Source organism: Rhizobium sp. LARHSG275 (genome assembly GCF_052871115.1).
This window is the reverse complement of the sequence record NZ_JBIXJN010000017.1, coordinates 145,348-161,577: the sequence shown is the minus strand read 5'-3', so window position 1 is coordinate 161,577 and position 16,230 is coordinate 145,348. Positions and strand designations below refer to the sequence as shown.

General features: G+C 63.2%; 15 protein-coding genes and 4 pseudogenes. 5 read left to right on the top strand and 14 right to left on the bottom strand.

All coding sequences use genetic code 11. From position 1 onward, the window contains the following. Together ACIPSK_RS23070 and dut are read right to left on the bottom strand one after the other, a co-directional pair. A pseudogene (locus ACIPSK_RS23070) lies at positions 1-373 on the bottom strand (hypothetical protein); the annotation flags it as partial. A gap of 69 nt (positions 374-442) precedes the next feature. After that, a complete protein-coding gene (gene dut / locus ACIPSK_RS23065; RefSeq protein WP_162115441.1) occupies positions 443-913 on the bottom strand; it encodes a dUTP diphosphatase in 471 nt (156 codons plus the stop codon). Positions 914-1,004: 91 nt separating this feature from the next. Between dut and ACIPSK_RS23060 the strand changes: the two genes are divergently transcribed. Then, on the top strand, positions 1,005-2,588 hold the full coding sequence (locus tag ACIPSK_RS23060) for a peptide chain release factor 3 (RefSeq protein ID WP_131605476.1): 1,584 nt from the start codon (positions 1,005-1,007) through the stop codon (positions 2,586-2,588). Positions 2,589-2,591: 3 nt separating this feature from the next. On the opposite strand, the gene ACIPSK_RS23055 is transcribed toward ACIPSK_RS23060, so the two are convergent. After that, positions 2,592-3,482, bottom strand: coding sequence for a LysR substrate-binding domain-containing protein (locus tag ACIPSK_RS23055; protein ID WP_162115440.1), 891 nt, complete (start codon positions 3,480-3,482; stop codon positions 2,592-2,594). A 114-nt stretch (positions 3,483-3,596) separates the two neighbouring features. Between ACIPSK_RS23055 and ACIPSK_RS23050 the strand changes: the two genes are divergently transcribed. Beyond that, entirely contained in the window at positions 3,597-4,304 is a 708-nt protein-coding gene (locus tag ACIPSK_RS23050; protein WP_162115439.1) for a glutathione S-transferase family protein, read from the top strand. A gap of 46 nt (positions 4,305-4,350) precedes the next feature. On the opposite strand, the gene ACIPSK_RS23045 is transcribed toward ACIPSK_RS23050, so the two are convergent. Then, positions 4,351-4,737: a RidA family protein gene (locus ACIPSK_RS23045; RefSeq protein WP_162115438.1), complete on the bottom strand. Its 387-nt coding sequence runs from the start codon at positions 4,735-4,737 to the stop codon at positions 4,351-4,353. A 27-nt stretch (positions 4,738-4,764) separates the two neighbouring features. Between ACIPSK_RS23045 and ACIPSK_RS23040 the strand changes: the two genes are divergently transcribed. Continuing rightward, on the top strand, positions 4,765-5,346 hold the full coding sequence (locus tag ACIPSK_RS23040) for an Lrp/AsnC family transcriptional regulator (RefSeq protein ID WP_162115437.1): 582 nt from the start codon (positions 4,765-4,767) through the stop codon (positions 5,344-5,346). 26 nt (positions 5,347-5,372) lie between these two features. Here the strand turns inward: ACIPSK_RS23040 and ACIPSK_RS23035 are convergent, their stop codons facing one another. The 5 genes and pseudogenes from ACIPSK_RS23035 to ACIPSK_RS23015 all read right to left on the bottom strand — a co-directional run bounded on the left by ACIPSK_RS23035 (position 5,373) and on the right by ACIPSK_RS23015 (position 10,629). After that, the gene (locus ACIPSK_RS23035; RefSeq protein ID WP_017966689.1) at positions 5,373-5,774 is read right to left on the bottom strand and encodes a GFA family protein; all 402 of its coding nucleotides are present in this window, start codon (positions 5,772-5,774) and stop codon (positions 5,373-5,375) included. Between the two features lie 10 nt (positions 5,775-5,784). Beyond that, entirely contained in the window at positions 5,785-7,317 is a 1,533-nt protein-coding gene (locus tag ACIPSK_RS23030) for a S10 family peptidase (protein ID WP_162115436.1), read from the bottom strand. 101 nt (positions 7,318-7,418) lie between these two features. Further along, a complete protein-coding gene (locus tag ACIPSK_RS23025) occupies positions 7,419-8,711 on the bottom strand; it encodes a CynX/NimT family MFS transporter (protein ID WP_162115435.1) in 1,293 nt (430 codons plus the stop codon). Then, positions 8,708-9,385 (bottom strand): annotated as a pseudogene (locus ACIPSK_RS23020) (FadR/GntR family transcriptional regulator). Before ACIPSK_RS23020 ends, ACIPSK_RS23025 begins: the two are co-directional and overlap by 4 nt. A 332-nt stretch (positions 9,386-9,717) precedes the next feature. Beyond that, entirely contained in the window at positions 9,718-10,629 is a 912-nt protein-coding gene (locus ACIPSK_RS23015; protein WP_003544775.1) for a pirin family protein, read from the bottom strand. Between the two features lie 256 nt (positions 10,630-10,885). Here ACIPSK_RS23015 and ACIPSK_RS23010 point away from each other — a divergent pair, with 256 nt between their 5' ends. Continuing rightward, on the top strand, positions 10,886-11,698 hold the full coding sequence (locus ACIPSK_RS23010) for a class II glutamine amidotransferase (RefSeq protein ID WP_020486177.1): 813 nt from the start codon (positions 10,886-10,888) through the stop codon (positions 11,696-11,698). 30 nt (positions 11,699-11,728) lie between these two features. Here ACIPSK_RS23010 and coaBC read toward each other — a convergent pair whose 3' ends face one another. From coaBC to ACIPSK_RS22995, 3 genes are all read right to left on the bottom strand, one after another. Continuing rightward, on the bottom strand, positions 11,729-12,934 hold the full coding sequence (gene coaBC / locus ACIPSK_RS23005; RefSeq protein ID WP_162115434.1) for a bifunctional phosphopantothenoylcysteine decarboxylase/phosphopantothenate--cysteine ligase CoaBC: 1,206 nt from the start codon (positions 12,932-12,934) through the stop codon (positions 11,729-11,731). Positions 12,935-13,073: 139 nt separating this feature from the next. Beyond that, on the bottom strand, positions 13,074-13,823 hold the full coding sequence (locus tag ACIPSK_RS23000) for an SDR family oxidoreductase (protein ID WP_162115433.1): 750 nt from the start codon (positions 13,821-13,823) through the stop codon (positions 13,074-13,076). Positions 13,824-13,951: 128 nt separating this feature from the next. Then, positions 13,952-14,716 (bottom strand): SDR family oxidoreductase, encoded by a 765-nt coding sequence (locus ACIPSK_RS22995; RefSeq protein WP_162115432.1) that lies wholly within the window; start codon positions 14,714-14,716, stop codon positions 13,952-13,954. A gap of 126 nt (positions 14,717-14,842) precedes the next feature. On the opposite strand from ACIPSK_RS22995, the gene ACIPSK_RS22990 reads away from it, so the two are divergent. Then, positions 14,843-15,748 carry a LysR family transcriptional regulator gene (locus ACIPSK_RS22990; RefSeq protein WP_162115431.1) on the top strand — a complete coding sequence of 302 codons (906 nt, stop codon included), beginning with the start codon at positions 14,843-14,845 and terminating at the stop codon, positions 15,746-15,748. Positions 15,749-15,851: 103 nt separating this feature from the next. Here the strand turns inward: ACIPSK_RS22990 and ACIPSK_RS22985 are convergent. Then, a pseudogene (locus tag ACIPSK_RS22985) lies at positions 15,852-16,099 on the bottom strand (LysR family transcriptional regulator); the annotation flags it as partial. Positions 16,100-16,122: 23 nt separating this feature from the next. Beyond that, positions 16,123-16,221 (bottom strand): annotated as a pseudogene (locus ACIPSK_RS22980) (LysR family transcriptional regulator); the annotation flags it as partial. Positions 16,222-16,230 lie beyond the last annotated feature (9 nt).

Below are 16,230 nucleotides of genomic sequence, written 5' to 3'. Positions count from 1 at the left end.
CCCGAAGATCATCCGAAAAAGGTTTCGCCATCCAGACCGGCCTCCTGCACCCGCCAGAATGGTGAATCTGATTTGCACCAGAAAGGGAATCCCTGTTCCGATTCCGACTAAAACAATCCCGCTCTAGCTGCAAAGCTTGAATATCGCTCCTCTCCATACCCTTCACATTGATGATGATGTTCACGTCGACGGGTTTGTCGATGTCGAGAATCGGCGCTGTCGATTTCGCCATGGCAAAAGCCACGATCTCTTCCACAGACAACGAAGAGCGAATTGACTGCAGCTTTGTGGTATCGATCGCAAGCGCAGGTGTTCCAACCAGCGCTGCGGCCAGTCCTGCAACCAGGCGCCGTGGCGCCCTTTTGAATAACATAAGCGCCCCCAACAAATGCCGTCCGCCGCTGATCAACCAATCAGCGGCTTCAATGTTTGAACCGGTCGATCACACGCCGGTGGAGCCGAAGCCGCCTGCGCCGCGCGTCGTTTCGCTGGCCGCGGTAATCTCCGCCACCCGCGTTTGGGTCACCGGCGCGATCACCATCTGGGCGATGCGCATGCCGCGCGAGATGACGAAGGGCTCCTCGCCGAGATTGATCAGCAGCACCTTCACCTCGCCGCGATAGTCGCTATCGACGGTGCCTGGCGAATTCAGGCAGGTGATGCCGTTTTTGAAGGCCAGGCCGGAGCGTGGCCGCACCTGTCCCTCGAAACCTTCGGGGATCTCGAAGATGAAGCCCGTCGGCACCAGCGCCCGCTTGCCGGGTAGAAGTGTCAGTGGTGCTGCCTCGTCGACGGCAGCGCGCAGGTCCAAACCGGCCGCTCCCTTGCTTTCGTAGGCGGGCAGATCGAGGCCTTCGCCATTGGCCAGGCGAATGAGGTTCAGCATCGGGCTGAGATCGTGATGAATGGTCATGGCCCATTACTTTGCGCGTGGAAGGGCAAGGTCAATTGCATTGCCGGGCTTTAATCGCTAGATACGCGGCAATTCCACAGGATTCACAAGCATGGCCGAAAGTCTCGCCGAGGCGGTCTCCCGCCGCCGCACATTCGCTATTATCGCCCACCCGGATGCGGGCAAGACGACGCTCACCGAAAAGCTGCTGCTGTTCGGCGGCGCCATTCAGCTTGCCGGCGAAGTCAAGGCCAAGAAGGATCGCATGCAGACGCGCTCCGACTGGATGAAGATCGAGCGCGAACGCGGCATCTCCGTCGTCACCTCGGTGATGACCTTCGAATATAACGACAATGTCTTCAACATCCTCGACACGCCCGGCCACGAGGATTTCGCCGACGACACCTATCGCACGCTGACCGCCGTCGACGCCGCCGTCATGGTCATCGATGCCGCCAAGGGCATCGAGCCGCGTACGCTGAAGCTCTTCGAAGTCTGCCGCATGCGCGATATCCCGATCATCACCTTCATCAACAAGATGGACCGCGAAAGCCGCGATCCCTTCGAGATCCTCGACGAGGTGGAAGAGAAGCTGGCGCTGGATACCGCGCCGATCACCTGGCCGATCGGTCGCTCGAAGACCTTTTGCGGTTCCTACAATATCGCCGCCAACACGGTGCGCGGTTCGGATACCGAAATCGAGGGAACGCCGGTCAATGGCCCGCAAAGCGTGGCCGGCAGGCTGCCGGAAAACGAACGCCAGGTCTTCATCGAGGAGACCGAGCTGGCGATCGAGGCCTGCCGTCCCTTCGACCGCGAATCCTTCCTGGAAGGCCATATGACGCCGGTCTTCTTCGGCTCGGCGCTGCGCAATTACGGCGTTCGCGACCTCATCAACGCGCTCGGCGATTTTGCGCCGCCGCCGCGTGACCAGGTCGCCGATACCAGGACCGTGCATGCGACCGACGACAAGATGACGGCCTTCGTCTTCAAGATCCAGGCCAACATGGACCCCAACCACCGCGACCGCATCGCCTTTGCCCGCATCTGCTCCGGCAAGCTCGAGCGTGGCATGAAGGCAAGGCTCGCCCGCACCGGCAAGCAGCTCGGCCTGACGGCGCCGCAATTCTTCTTCGCCTCGCAGCGCCAGCTCGCCGACACCGCCTATGCCGGCGACGTCGTCGGCATTCCGAACCACGGCACATTGAGGATCGGCGATACGCTGACCGAAGGTGAATCGCTGGTCTTCCAGGGCGTGCCGAACTTCTCGCCGGAGATCCTGCGGCGCGTGCGCCTGGAAGATGCGATGAAGGCGAAGAAGCTGAAGGAAGCCCTGCAGCAGATGGCCGAAGAAGGCGTCGTCCAGTTGTTTTCGCCGGAAGACGGCTCGCCGGCGATCGTCGGCGTTGTCGGTGCCCTCCAGCTCGACGTCTTGAAGGAGCGGTTGATGGCCGAATACGGCCTGCCGGTCTCCTTCGAAATGTCGCGTTTCTCCGTCTGCCGCTGGATTTCGGCCGAGCAGCCGGCCGACCTCGAAAAATTCCTCACCGTCAAGCGCGGCGATATCGCCCGCGATCTCGACGGCGACCCCGTCTTCCTCGCCCAGGACGGTTTCTCGCTGCGTTACGAGTCCGAGCGCCATCCGGCGATCAAGATGGTCGCCATCAAGGAATATCACGCCGCCAAGGCGGCGTGATCATCATCCGCCAAGCCGCTCCGCCAGGAAATCGACGACGGCGCGCACCGCCGGCAGCTGGCCGCGCCGATGCGGCATCAGGATGGTCGTCTCGATGCTGCCGGCCGTCCATTCCGGCAGCACCCGCACCAGCCGCCCCTCTGCCAGCGCCTTGCGGCAGACGGATGTCGGCAGGCAGGTGATGCCGAGCCCAGACATGGCCATTTCCATCAAGACATAAGGCTCATCCGCCGCCATGACGGATTGCAGCATGACGAGAGCCTCATCGCCGCCCGAATAAAGCCGCCACTGGTCCTCCGTCAGGCTGGTCATGATCGTCGCATGCTGTGCCAGTTCCTCCGGCCGGCGCGGCTCGCCATGGGCACTCACATAATCCGGCGAGGCGAGGATGAAGAAAGGATGGCTGGCGAGCTTCCGCTGGACCAGCGCCGAATCCGGCAGCGGCGTCCGGTGGCTGCGCAGCGCGATGTCGAACCCTTCCTGGACGATATCGACGAAACGGTCCGTCACATGCACGGAAAGCCGGAGCTTCGGATAGCGCACCGCCAGCGCCGGCAGATGCTCCGTCAAGGTAAACTGTGCCGTCGGCACCGAGGCGGTCAGGCGAACGCTGCCGGCAGGTTCGGCCAGATGCCGCCGCACGATGCCCTCGGCCATCTCCGCCTCGATGATCGAGGCCTGGGCATGCTGAAAGAACTCCCGGCCGAGTTCGGTCAGTGCGAAGCTTCGCGACGTGCGCTGGATCAGCCGTACGCCAAGCCGCCCCTCCAGCTCTGCAACCCGCTTGCTCACCGTCGATTTAGGCATGCCGAGATGTCTCGCCGCAGCCGTAAAGCTGCCGCTGTCGACGGCCTGGACGAAAAGATGGAGGTCGTTGAGGTTGAAAAGCGCCATCGTCAGCTTCCAGATATGTGGACATTGCGATGCATTTATAGCATCTACCGCAAGATCGTCCACATCCTCACATTCATCGCGTCCAAACGGGTTCAATTCTGAAAGGAACGATTGATGTCACCCATATTGTTTTACGGCGTCCCTGAAGGCTGCTCCTTCGGCTCGATCGTCGCGCTGGAATGGTCCGGCCTGCCTTATCGGCTCTGCCGCGTTGAGATGCCGGAAATAGTCTCCAGCGAAGAATATAAGCGGATCAACGCAGTCGGCGAAACGCCGTCGCTGCTGCTCGAAGATGGCAGGACGATCAGCGAAAGCATGGCGATCCTCCACCATATTGGTGCCCGCGCAGTCGGCAACGGTCTGGGTTTTGTGCAGGGGGCGGCGGATTTCGATCGGCTGAACCAGATGCTCGCCTTTCTCAACACCACCTTCTTCAAGGCCTTCGGCCCGCTCTGGTATGCGATCGAGCATCCAATGGAGCCGGAGGAGAAGCAGGTCCTCACCGCCTATGGAATCGCCGCGGTCGAAAAGGCGCACCAGACGCTGGAGCGTCTGCTCGACGGCCGCGAATGGCTTCTCGGCAACGGGCCGGGCCTGGCGGATGCCTATTTCGTCGGCATCGCCCGCTGGAACGACTTTCACCAGGTCGTCGACCGCCGGCAGTTTCCCGGCCTGCATCGCCTCTATGAGCGCATGCAGCAGGAGCCGGCCGTGCGTTTCGCCCATGCGATCGAGCATCGGCAGGAGGCGAAAAGCAGTGGCGGTTTCCGCGGTGAGGTCGATCTGGCCGAGGCGCTCGGCCTGTTGAAACAGGCGGCCTGATTGCCGCAGCCGTCGCATCCCTGGGGATGCGACGGCCAATCTGCCGTCAGCCGGCGGCGATGATTTCGATCTCGACGAGCCAGTCGTCGCGGAGCGTTTCGACGATGATCGCCGTGGTCGGCACGGCGCGGCCGTTAAGGGCTCCAAGACGGGCATTCTGGTTCGCCTCCACAAAGGCGCCGTCGCTGAGATAGCTCGTCAGCCGCACGATATTATCCACCGTCATATCAGCGGACGTGAGGATGGCGCGCAGATTGGACCAGATGAGATCCAACTGGCCTTCCAGATCGGCCGCGGCCATTCCCTGTTGATCGAGACCCATGGTGCCGCTGACGAAGAGCAGCCGGGACGGTTGCCTGACCTCCAGCGCATGGATGTAATCAGGGCTGGCCGCATAGATCCCGTTTGCTGGATTGTGCGCGATCATCTCCATGAGATTTCTCCTCCTCCGAATATTCTATTGAAGAATGCCAGTATCGGCGATTATTCTTCGGCAGAAAGGGGAGTTTGCGGAATGGTGAAAAATACAGACGATCTTCGGCGGAGACGGCCCCAGCCGCCGGTCATCGATGCCTTCGACCGAAGGATATTAGCCGCGCTCGCCGCCGACAGCAGCCAGAGCTATGCCAGGCTTGGCGAAACGGTCGGCCTCTCGGCGCCGGCCGTGCATGAGCGTGTGCGCCGACTGAGACAATCCGGCGCCATCAAGGGCGTGCATGCTGCGCTGGACGGCGCAGCCCTTGGCAAACCGCTGCTTGCTTTCGTGCATGTGGAGGCGGCCGGCTGGGGCAAGAGCGAGCGGCTGATGCAGGTCCTGCAGTTTCCCGAGGTCGAGGAGATGCATTCGGTCGCCGGCGACGCCAGCGTTCTCTTCAAGGTCCGCACCGCCAGCCCGCAGGCCTTGGAAGCTTTTCTCGCCCAGATCCATGCCGTTCCCGGTGTCACCGGCACCCGCAGCTATATCGCCCTATCCACCTATCTGGAGCGTCCGGTCCAGGCCGGCGTGACCGATCGCTGGCCTGGTATGCCGCTGCCGGAATAAAGGCGCGATGGTAAGCCGGCCTGAGCCTAATCCTCTCTCTCGAAGCGTGGCAGCTTTTCGATATTCGCCAGCCCAGGCAAAGCCGAGCGGCACCATATCTGCTTTTTCGGCACCAATTCCCGCCGCTGGTCGATACCGCCGACGCGGATGCCGATGGCGCCGCCTTCGCCGTCTGTGCGGTAGAGCGGCGATCCGCAATTCGGGCAGAAGAATTGACGGCTGAGACCGCCGCTGTCGCCATATTTTGCATAGGCTTTTGGCTCACCTGACGTGAGCGTGAAACTTCCCGGCCGCGCTGGTGCTGTGATGCGATAGGCGGAGCCCGTCAACCGCTGGCAATCGGTGCAATGGCAGATCGAGACCCGCTCCGGGTCGATCTCCGCCTGATAGCGGATCGCCCCGCAGTGGCATCCTCCGGTGATATGCATCGGCGATTCCTCAGTCTGCCGGCGGAGCGGCCGGGTGTGTGGCGTAGAAGGCCTTCGCATCCGCCGTGAAGGCCGCCCGCTGATCGGCTTTCGTATAGAACATATGCCCGCCGCGATAAAGCTTCAGCCCGACGCGGCCACCGGCGAGCGAGGGCGGCAGGTGGTCGACCACGTAGCGGCTGACGCCATAGGGCGTTACCAGATCGCTGTAGCCATGCGCAATCAGCAGACGGAATGCCGAGTTCGAGGCGAGCAGCTGCCGGATGTTGTCGGTGGCGCTGGCCTGGAAGCGCGATCCGCCGCCACGTCCTCCACCCCATTCCCAGCGTCGGCTGATATCGCCGTCGAGCAGCGAATAGGTCATCTCGGTCTTGAAGCCGAGCTCGTTGCGGGCGTAATCGGCAAAGGCGCCGCCATAGGCGCGGGCGAAGCCGTCGAGGATGGCGTCGTCGCCGCGATCGTAATCCGATTCCGGATAGGGATCGGGTGCTGCAAAGGAAGCGTCGTAGGCGCTCATCACCTCGCCGCTGCCGGCGTCCGAATGTTTGACGTAGGAATTGCCGAGGAAGCCGCGGTTGCGGGTAACGATATCCTCGGGAATGCCCGTCAGCCCGGCGATCCTGCCATAGAAGACGGCGGCGTCGGCACCCGTCGGCGGCGGCCCGGCCAGCGTCGTCAGATAGTCGCCAAGCGCGAAGATCTCGGCCGCCTTCTGCTTCTCTTCGTCGAAGGCCTTGTGCCGGTCGAGTTCGGCTGCCGCAAGTGACGGCAGCTCCAGCGCTGCGCCGAGCGCGAACTGATCGGCATTGAACATCAACTGGCCCTCGAGCAGGGGGGAAAGCATCACCGCGCCGGCGACAATGATTCCCTGGCTTTCCTGCAGCACCGAGGCGACCTTGGCCGCACGGAAGCCGCCATAACTCTCGCCGAGAAGATATTTTGGCGAGTTGGAACGGTTGTTGTGCGCGACATAGAGCGCGATCGCCTTGGCGATGCTCTCAGCATCTGAGTTGACGTTATAATAATTGGAGGCGTCGTCGGCCTTCGCCGTCCGGCTCCAGCCGGTGCCGATCGGGTCGATCAGCACGAGATCGGTGAAATCGAGCCAGCTTTGCTCGTTATCGACGAGTTTCGCATTGGCGCCGTCGCGTCCGTCCGGCCCGAAATCGAGCACCTTCGGCCCGACCAGCCCGAGATGCAGGAAGGCGGAAGCAGCACCCGGCCCGCCGTTGAAGGCAAAGGTCAGAGGCCGGTTCGGCCCGGCATCCCGCGCGACATAGGCGGTGTAGAAGATCGCGCCGGTCTGCGCGCCGTCCTGGCCGAAGAGATCCAGCGTGCCGGCGGTTGCAGTATAGGCGAGCTTCCGGTCGCCGATCGTCAGCGCGTGCTCTGTGACGGAATCGGCCGGCAGCAGCTTCAATACGCCGTCGCGCGCGCCGCTGTGGACATTTGCCCTCGGCTGACTGCTTTCCTGCGCATAGGAAAGGGCGGGGGTCAGCATTGCCGCAAGTGCGGCGAGCAGAAACAGGGTTCGTATGCGCAAGATGTCTCCTCCGGCGGTGGGGAATGAGAGGCTGAGATAGCGCAACATCCGCGGCTGACGACCGGCATCAAGAGATGGTGATGGACAGGTGAGCGAAGGGCTCAGCCGTCCTTTTCGACCGCATGGACATTGATCTCGACCGCCCGCCCGGCCTTCCAGCCATTGATCGCCGCTCCAAGCCCGAGCGCAACGAAGAGAACCGCGCACCAGGAAAAACTTCCGGTCCAGCCGCGGATGAGGCCGACGATGAGCGGGCCGATGGCGGCGAGCAGGTAACCGACGCATTGCGCCATGCCGGAAAGATGGGCTGCGATATCGGGATCGCGCGAGCGCAGCACGATCGTCGTCATGGCCGCCGCGATCAGCCCACCCTGGCCGATGCCCTGCAGCACCGCCCACAGCCAGACCGTCGAAAGCGGCGCAAAGAGCAGGCCGAGCAGGGCGATGACGGCAACGCCACAGAGGCTCGCATTGATCAGCCGCTGGTCGCGGCCGCGCACGGCGATATGCGGCACGATCAGGCAGGATGCCGCCTGCACCATCACCGACAGCGAAACGATTGCCCCGGCAGTGACGCCGTCCAGCCCGCGTTCGCGCAAGATCGGAACCAGCCAGCCGAAGACGCAATAGGCAAGCGCCGATTGCAGCCCCATGAACAGCGTCACCTGCCAGGCGAGCCGGTCACGCCAGAGGCCTTTGACGTGGAAGCCATTTCGTCTAACCTGGGTGCCGCTGCGAAGAACCTCAGGCAGCCAGAGCAGGCTGACGGCGAGGGCGGGTAGCGCCCAGATGGCGAGCGCGCCCGCGAGAGAGCCGCCGAGTGCGTGCTCGATCGGCAGCGTCAGCCCGGCGGCACTGGCCGCCCCGGCGCAAAGCGCCATCGTGTAGAAGCCGGTCATCAGCGCGGCGCGCCCGGCGAAATCCCGCTTCACCAGCCCCGGCAGCAGCACATTGCCGACGGCGATGCAGGCGCCCGCAAGGGCGGTGCCGATGAAGAGCAGCGGTATGGAGGAAAGCCCGCGCAATGCGGTGCCGAGTGCCAGAAGCAGGAGAACGCCGAGCAGCGTGCGTTCCGTCCCGAAGCGCTGGGCAAGACGAGGGGCAAGCGGCGAGAAGGCGCCGAGGCAGACGACCGGAAGCGTCGTCAGCAGGCTGGCGCCCAGCGCGCTCAGGCCGAATTCCCCACGGATTTCCGGCAGCAGCGCCGAGGCGCTGGAGAAGACCGGGCGCAGGTTGAAAGCGATCAGCACCAGGCTTGCGCCGAGCAGAATCCGATCCGCAACTCCCCGCACCGGTATTACCTGCGGCGGCGGAAGGCTGCCGGCCTCGGCGTCTGCAAGCAGTTCGTCGGCGGCATCGAGCGCGCTGACGGCATGGTTGGCAGGCGTGTTCATGACAGGATCATCCGGTCGAGTGCGGCAAGAACCGGCGCCATGAAGCGCCGCACCGCCGCATCCGCCTTGCCGGGGTCGCCGGTTTCGATGGCGTCGACGATATCGGCATGCGCCTGCATATCCGGCTCGGGAATGTCCTTGCCGAGCGTCGCCGCGATGGTATCGGCGATCGAGTCCGAGAAGAAATCGTAGATCTCGATCATCGCCCGGTTGCCCGAAGCGGCGATGATAGCCTTGTGAAAGGCGAGGTCGCGTTCGATGAAGGCGGCCTGGTTGCCGCCGTCGTAATTGCCGCGTTTGGCAAGCAGCCTGCGAAGTCCGGCGACCGTCTCCGGCGTCTTGCGCATCGCCGTCAGCCGGGCAGCCTCGACGTCGAGTGCCAAGCGCGCCTCGAACTGGTCGCGCAGGCTGGCGCGCCGCGCCATTGTCAGCGGCCGGCCGGCGTCGCTGGTCGCGCGGACATAGGTTCCCGAACCCTGCCTTGTTTCGAGATAACCCTGAGAGGCGAGAACGCGCACCGCCTCGCGCACCGTGCCGCGGCTGACGGAAAGCATGGCCGAGAGCGAGGCTTCATTCGGCAATTTTTCGCCGACCGCTCAGCGTTTGCCGAGAATGTCGCCGCGGATCGCCTCGATCGCCTCATCGGCGAGATTGGTTTTGCTGAGCGCTCGCATCTCACTACTCATAAAGTCATCAGATGACCTTACGAGTAGTGAGATTTCGATCTTTCGTCAACGCCTGGCATCAAGACAATAAAGACATCAAGACAGTAAAAAAGGGCCGCCTCAGCGACCCTTTCCATGAGTTTGGCCTCTAACTGGCCTGGACTGTCTATGCAGCCCTAGGAAGGCGGGGATTAGAGCGAGGGCTGCCTCGCCTTCGTCACCTCTTCCATGCCCGTTACGAGGTCCGAAATCTCATTAGACATTGGATCACCTTCCTTTCGTTCTGTTGCTGATGACTTAAAGTTAGGCTGATTCTTCGCAGATGCAAGAGAGAAATGCGTTCAATGCGCAGCTTTGATGAAGGTGCCGTTCTGCAGTTCGCGCATCGCCTGCATGATTTCCTCGCGCGAATTCATCACGATCGGGCCGTGCCAGGCAACCGGCTCCTCGATCGGCTTGCCGGAGACAAGCAGGAAACGGATGCCCTGGTCGCCTGCCTGCACCGTCACTTCGTCGCCGCTGTCGAAGACCACGAGCGTGCGGTTGCCGGACATGTCGCGGATATTCAATTCCTCGCCGTCGACTTCCTTCTCGACGCGCACGCCGAAGGGTTTCGATGCATCGCGGAAGGTGCCGGAGCCGGCGAAGATATATGCGAAGGCATTGCGGTAGGTATCGACCGGCAGGCGCTTCTTCCGGCCGGGCGGCACCGACACGTCGAGATAGATCGGCTCGGCGGCGACACCATCGACCGGACCGGCCTTGCCCCAGAAATCGCCGCAGATCACCCGCACCGCCGTGCCGTCATCATCGACGACGACAGGAATATCGGTGGATTTGACGTCCTGGTAGCGCGGCGCCGTCATCTTCAGCGAGGAGGGCAAGTTCGCCCAGAGCTGGAAGCCGTGCATTCGGCCGGCAAAATCGCCCTTCGGCATTTCCTGGTGCATGATGCCGCTGCCGGCTGTCATCCACTGGATGTCGCCGGCGCCGAGCAGGCCGCTATTGCCCAAGCTGTCGCCGTGCTCGACGGTGCCGGCGAGCACATAGGTGATCGTCTCGATGCCGCGATGCGGATGCCAGGGAAAACCGCGGATATATTCCGCCGGATTGTCGTTGCGGAAATCATCCATCATCAGGAAGGGATCGGTCATCGCGGGATCGCCGAAGCCGAAGACGCGGTGCAGCTTTACGCCGGCGCCTTCCATGGTCGGTGTGGCAGTACTTTCATGCTTGACGGGGCGGATCGACATGGCGTCCTCCTAGGGGTTCAACTTGGCGGCGACTATAGCCGCCCGGCTGCCGGGCGCGAAGTCTGCGGGGCAGACAACGCAGTGTTCACAAAAGAACACAGCGTTTCGCCGAATTTGAAGAGGTCAGGCGTCAAGAAATCGTCATGTTTCACTTGCAAACCGGCCGGGCGTTAAGCTGTTATTAGCGACGACATTCGACAATTCAGTTGAGTTTCAGCATTTCCCGCCGATGCGGCGGGTTCCGGAGCAAAGAGCCATGTGTCGCTGGGCAGCCTATCGCGGAGACCCTCTCTATCTCGAAGATCTGGTATCCTCGCCCGCCCATTCCCTGATCGAGCAGTCGCATTGCGCCACCCGCGCCAAGACGGCGACGAATGGCGATGGTTTCGGCATTGCCTGGTATGGTGACAGGCCCGAGCCCGGCCGCTACCGCGATATCCTGCCGGCCTGGTCGGATTGCAATCTGAAGAGCCTGGCACGGCAGATCCGTTCGCCGCTCTTCCTCGCCCATGTCCGCGCTGCCACAGGCGGCGGCACGCGCCGCGACAACTGCCATCCCTTCACCAATGGCACCTGGTCCTTCATGCACAACGGCCAGATCTCCGGCTTCGAGCGCCTGCGCCGGCCGATGGAGGCGATGCTCGACGATGAATTGTTCAATGCCCGCGGCGGCACGACCGATTCCGAGCTGATGTTCCTGTTGGCGCTGCAGTTCGGCCTGCGCGAAGCGCCGGTCGCCGCGATGGCGGAAATGATCGGCTTCATCGAGGACCTGGCGGAAAACACCATAGGCTCGATCTTGCTGCGTTTTACCGCTGCCTTCTCCGATGGCAACACGCTCTATGCGATCCGTTATGCCACAGATCGCAGGGCCCCGACGCTCTATGCTTCTCCCGTCGGCGCGGGCTATTGCCTTGTGTCCGAGCCGCTGAACGACGATGGCGATGCCTGGGCGGAAATTCCGGATGGCAGCGCCGTCACCGTCGGTAAAGGCGGCATCGATGTCGCCGACTTCCGGCCGGAGAAGCGGAGCGCCTCCAAGCCGCAGCGGGTCGCCATTCCTGCCTGAGCCGCTTGCGATCAGCTGAGCCGCTCGGCGTTAGCCGATCTGCTTGGCGATCAGCGCCGCGAGCCTTTCGGCAACCTCTTCCTTCGTCAGGTCAGGCCATTGCTCGACCCCGTCGCGGCGAATGAGTTTGACGCTGTTGCGGCTGCCGCCCATGATGCCTGTCGTGGGGGAAACGTCATTGGCGACGATCAGGTCGGCGCCTTTCCTTTCGAGTTTCGCCTTCGCATTGCTTTCGACGTCCTGCGTCTCGGCGGCAAAGCCGATCACGAGCCTCGGCCGCATCGTATGATGGCCGACGGTTTTCAGGATGTCCGGATTCTCGGTCAGCGCCAGCGTCGGAATGGATTCGCCGGGATGTTTCTTCAGCTTCTGGTCGGCGGCCGAGGCGACGCGCCAGTCCGCCACCGCTGCCACCATCACCGCGATGTCGGCCGGCAGTGCCGCAAGCACGGCATCGCGCATTTCCTCCGCCCGTTCGACATGCACGGTGTCAACGCCGACGGGGTCGGCGATCGCCACCGGCCCCGATACGAGCGTCACATCAGCCCCGAGCTTTGCAAGGGCTGCGGCGATCGCATGCCCCTGCCGGCCGGAGGAGCGGTTGGCGATATAACGCACCGGATCGATCGGTTCGTGCGTCGGTCCTGACGTGACGATCGCTTTACGTCCCTTGAGCGGCTTTTCTCCATCGTCGAGCAGGGTTTCGGCCGCAGCGACAATGTCAAGCGGTTCCGCCATCCGGCCAAGCCCCGCCTCCCGGCTTTCCGCCATCTCGCCGGCCATCGGCCCGACGAAGCGGATGCCGTCGGCTCGGAGCATTGCCGCATTCCGCCGCGTCGCTGGATGCGCCCACATGCCGGGGTTCATCGCCGGTGCCGCCAGCACCGGCCTGTTCGTCGCCAGAAGCACGGTCGAAGCGAGATCATCGGCAAGCCCGTTCGCCATCTTCGCCATCAGATCGGCGGTGGCAGGAGCGATCAGCACGAGGTCGCAGTCGCGCGCCAGCCTTACATGACCGATATCCTGTTCGTCCTGGCGCGAAAACAGATCGAGGAAGACATGGTCCGCCGCCAGTGCACCAACGGCAAGCGGCGTGACGAATTCCTGCGCGCCTTTGGTCATGACGGGGCGCACGCTCGCGCCGCGCTCGCGCAGCCGGCGAATCAGATCCAGGCTCTTATAGGCCGCGATGCCGCCGGAGATGATGAGGAGGATGCGTTTGCCGCTGAGAGCCATGGCCTTCTTCCCGTTGCCTTTTCTGACCACCCTCGACCCTAAGCCTTTGGCGTTGAACATGCAATCGCGGGGACGGCACCCATCGGCCGCAGCCGGCGGGTCCGCCCCGTTCATGACGTCAGCTGTCATCTTCGTCGGGTCAGAGGTTGCTCATCCCGCCGTCGATGATGAGTTCGCTGCCGACGATATAGGCCGCCTCATCGGAGGCGAGGAAGACGATCGTCTTGGCGACTTCGCCGGGATTTCCGAAACGGCCGACGGGGATCTGGGCCTGGATCTGCTCGGCCATCGCCTTCGATTGGGCTTCCGAGGCGCCGAGCTTGCTGTAAAGCGGTGTGGCGATCGGACCGGGGCTGACGGCGTTGACGCGGATGCCGCGGCCGATGAGTTCGCCCGACAATGTCTTGGCAAGCGTCAGCAGCGCACCCTTCGTCAGCGAATAGACGCTGGAGTTCGGCATTCCGATATGGGCGTTGATCGAGGTGTTGAGCACGATCGCGGCCTGCTTCGAAAAAATCGGCAGCAGCGCCTGAATCAGGAAGAACGGTCCTTTGACGTTGATATCAACCGACTTGTCGAAGGCGGCTTCGCTCCACTGTTCCAGCGGCCCGAATTCGGCGACCCCGGCGTTGACGAAGAGGATGTCGAGCGTGCCGAAAACCTCTCTCACGCTATCGGCGACGGCCTTCTGGCCGACCGCATTGCCGGCATCGGCCTGGATGACGGTGGCTTTGCCGCCAAGTTCGGCGCGGGCCGCCTCGACGCTTGCCGCGCTGCTGCCGGTAACGACGACGCGGGCGCCCTCGGCGATGAATTGGCGGGCGGTCTCGAGACCGATGCCGCTGGTGCCGCCGGTGATGAGGGCTGTCTTGTTTTGCAGGCGTGACATGATGACGTTCCTTTGATCGAATTTTGGGCCGCGGCCCGTTGTTGGGAGAATGCCCTGAAAAAGGCGGCGCGATAAGCCGGCGCGTTGAAGGATCGTCAACCCGCAGCGGATAATCGCGCCGCGCCGTCTCAGGTGCGGGTGATCGAACCGCCGCCGTCGACCAGCGACGCCGTGCCGGTGACGAAGCTCGCATCGTCGGAGGCGAGATAGAGAACCGAGCGGGCAAGTTCTTCGGGTGTCGCGACACGCTTTAACGCATGCAGGTTGGTGACGAAGGCCTGCTTCTCAGGCGTGTCGTTCATGTCCCGATACATGTCGGTATCAACAGCACCCGGCAGGATGGCATTGACGCGCACGCCCTGCTGGCCGAATTCGGCGGCAAGCGCCTGCGTCAGGCCGATCAGGCCGGATTTGCTGGCGGCATAGGCGGCAACGCCCGGAAAAGCGAAGCTGTAGCCGACGAAGGTCGAGGTGAAGATCACCGAGCCGCCGCCATTCTCCACCATTGTGCCGATCTGGTGCTTGGCGGCGAGGAAGGAGGCCGTCAGATTGATCGCCAGTGCCTCGCTGAAGCCTGCTTCCGAAACGGCGGTGCTCGGACCGGCTTCGCCGAGCGTGCCGGCATTGTTGAAGGCGATGTCGAGCTTGCCGTAATTCGTCACGGCGGCGACGACCAGCGCCTTGTGATAGTCTTCCGAGCGCACGTCCCCGGCAATGGCGATGGCGTCGCCGCCCTCTGCCTTGATCTCGGCGACGAGACTGTCGAGTTCGCCCTGGCGGCGGGCGCCGACGACGACCTTGGCGCCTTCGGCGGCAAAGAGCTTTGCCGTGGCGCGGCCGATGCCGGAGCTTGCGCCGGTGACGATTGCGACCTTGTTGTTCAAACGGTTCATGGATCCATCTCCTGCGTTTAAGGTGAGGGGGCCCCTGCCGTCCCTTTCGATGAAGGGAAGATGGCATTTTCCTTTCGTTCGGATTAGTCTCCAGATTGGGGAATTCGAATTCGGAAAAGCCGAACGATGATCAGGATCGAGGGTATTGCGGCTTTCGTCGCCGTGGTTGAGGCGGGCTCGGTCAGCGAGGCGGCCCGGCGCCTGCGGCTGTCCAAATCCGTCGTCAGCGAAAGGCTGGCGGAACTCGAGAAGTCGCTGGGCGGCATGCTGCTGCACCGAACGACCCGCAAGCTCACCTTGACGGAGGATGGCGCGGTCTTCCTGGAGCGCGCCGCGCGCATCGTACGCGAGATCGAGGAAGCCGCGGCCGATATGGCCGAACGGCGCGGAACGCTGTCCGGCCCGATCCGCATCGCCGCCCCCGTCACCTTCGGCCGCATGCATCTCGGCCCGGCGCTTTATCCCTTTCTTGCCGAACATCCCGAGATCGAACTGACCCTCGATATCGATGACCGGCGCGTCGATGCCGCCTCGGACGGTTATGATGCCATTATCCGCAACGGCCCGATCGCCGATAGCCGGCTGGTCGCCTGGAAACTCACGCGCAGTCGCCGCCTTCTCTGCGCCTCGCCCGATTATCTCGCCCGCCGGGGAATTCCGTCGTCGCTTGATGATCTCAACAGCCATCGCGGCATCTTCTACACCAATCGCGGCGCTGCCGACTGGCGCTTCCAGACGCCCGACGGTGCGATCGTCGTCCGCGCGAAACTGGCGCTCGGCATCAACAATGGCGACATGCTCCGCGACGCCGCGATTGCAGGGCTCGGCATCGCGCTGCTGCCTGCCTTCATCGCCGGCCCGGCCATCCGTGAGGGCCGGCTTGCCGAAATCGATGTCGGCCACAAGCCTGAGGCCGAATTCATCTACATGGCCCATCCCGAAGGCCGAAATCCCTCCGCCAAGCTCCGCGCCATCGCCGATCATCTGAAGAAGAGTTTTGGTGATCCGCCCTATTGGGATCCGGTGGGTTAGAGCATGTCGCGCAAAAGTGTGCAGCGGTTTTGCGGGAACGACATGCGCAAAACAAAGACCTAAAGCGCGAAGAGCGAATCGGAAAGATCGCGACGCGCTTTAGCTAGCTCAGCAAGCTGATCAGGTTCTCGGTGACCGGCGAGCGATGTGTTTTCAGCATTGCCAGCGCCAGGCCGCCACGGCCGGCGGCCCCTCGATCGGCCGGTAGGCCGCACCTTCGAGCTTCATCTGCGAAATGGAGGCCGGCACGATCGAGACGTCGAGATCGGCGGCACCAGAAGGAAATCTGCGGCGCCTCCTGCGCCACGGCCAGCTCGAACCCCGCCCGCGGCAAGCGAGCACGACATCGTCTTCCTCTCCAGATCGCGGATCTACTGGCTGAGCGGCGGCTGCCCGATGCCGAGTTTGCCGGCGGCACGGGTGAAGTTGCCTTCTTCCGCCACCAGGAAATATCGCAAGTGCCGCAGCTCGATCGTCATCTC